The following is a 1,109-nucleotide window of genomic DNA, read 5'->3' as shown; positions in this document are numbered from 1 at the left end:
CTTATAAATCGCTTCCGCTCCAATCAATCCGTATTTAAAATCAAACTGATACTGGAATGCTTCCGCAATAGAATCTAAGATTTTAATACTTTCTGCAACCACTTCCGGCCCGATTCCGTCTCCCGGAAGCACTGCAATTTTAAAATTAGTTTTCATATACTTTTTGTGTTTTTAGTTCGAATTGTTCGATCGCCTGTTTTCTGCTGATTAAAAAATCAATATCATCATAACCATTCAGCAGACATATTTTTTTATAAGAATCTATTTCAAAACTTTCCGTCTTATCATTAAAGGTAATCGTTTGTTTTTCAACATCCACCAGAATTTCTTTTTCAGGATTTTCAGTAATTTCCTCTAAAATTTCTTTTAAAAATTTCTCAGAAACTTTTACAGGCAATAATCCGTTGTTTAGAGCATTGCCCTTAAAAATATCAGCAAAAAAACTTGAAACAACCACCTTAAAGCCATAATCCGTTAAAGACCATGCAGCGTGTTCCCGACTGCTTCCGCAACCGAAATTGTTTCCGGCAACCAGAATTTCACCGCTGTATTTTCCGTTATTCAGGACAAAATCAGGATTCGGTTCATTCGTATGAACATCGTATCTCCAGTCTCTGAAAAGATTTTCGCCAAAACCTTTTTTATCAATACTCTTTAAAAATCTCGCCGGAATAATCTGATCCGTATCTATATTTTCTACAGGCAAAGGAATTGCTCTGGATTGTATAATGACTAATTTTTGCATTTTTTTTGAGCCAAAATAGTTTTAATTATTGTTTTTTTTCTTTTTCAGGAGCTATTTCCCGCTATCCACTCATACTCCTCGCTCCCTTGCTTTTGCCTTCGCTTGCTCCGGGGTAACCGTTTCTATCGGGGCTAAAAAAGTGAATGGTTAATTTCACTTTGTGAGTCAATAGTCAATTTCTAAAATTCACTATTCACTATTGACAATTCACTTTTAAACTTATGTGCTCTTTTTTCCATTTAAGTATTAAGCTTAAAAAACTAAAGTGTTTAAATCTTTTGCGTCTTTTGTGGTAAAAAATTTAGACAAGTTTTAAGTAAATTCATCTCCATCAGTTTTCATAGACGGAAATTCTTCCTTCCAC

General features: G+C 34.1%; 2 protein-coding genes. Both read right to left on the bottom strand.

The genetic code is table 11. The features are described from left to right. The coding region (locus tag WFK35_RS22875) for an isocitrate/isopropylmalate family dehydrogenase (protein WP_336734951.1) at positions 1-156 on the bottom strand (156 nt) is incomplete at its 3' end. Further along, positions 146-745 carry a 3-isopropylmalate dehydratase small subunit gene (gene leuD / locus WFK35_RS22870; protein WP_336734949.1) on the bottom strand — a complete coding sequence of 200 codons (600 nt, stop codon included), beginning with the start codon at positions 743-745 and terminating at the stop codon, positions 146-148. The genes WFK35_RS22875 and leuD, both read right to left, overlap by 11 nt. Positions 746-1,109: the final 364 nt, after the last annotated feature.

The sequence above is a fragment of the Chryseobacterium sp. VD8 genome (genome assembly GCF_037149975.1).
In the GTDB taxonomy this organism is placed as follows: Bacteria; Bacteroidota; Bacteroidia; order Flavobacteriales; family Weeksellaceae; genus Chryseobacterium; species Chryseobacterium indicum.
Note: the sequence above shows the minus strand (reverse complement) of the source record. Positions and strands in the feature narration are given on the sequence as shown.

What these genes read in the sequence shown, in the direction of transcription:
- leuD (WP_336734949.1), bottom strand. Translation starts at nt 745, where the DNA reads ATGCAAAAATTAGTCATTATACAATCCAGAGCAATTCCTTTGCCTGTA.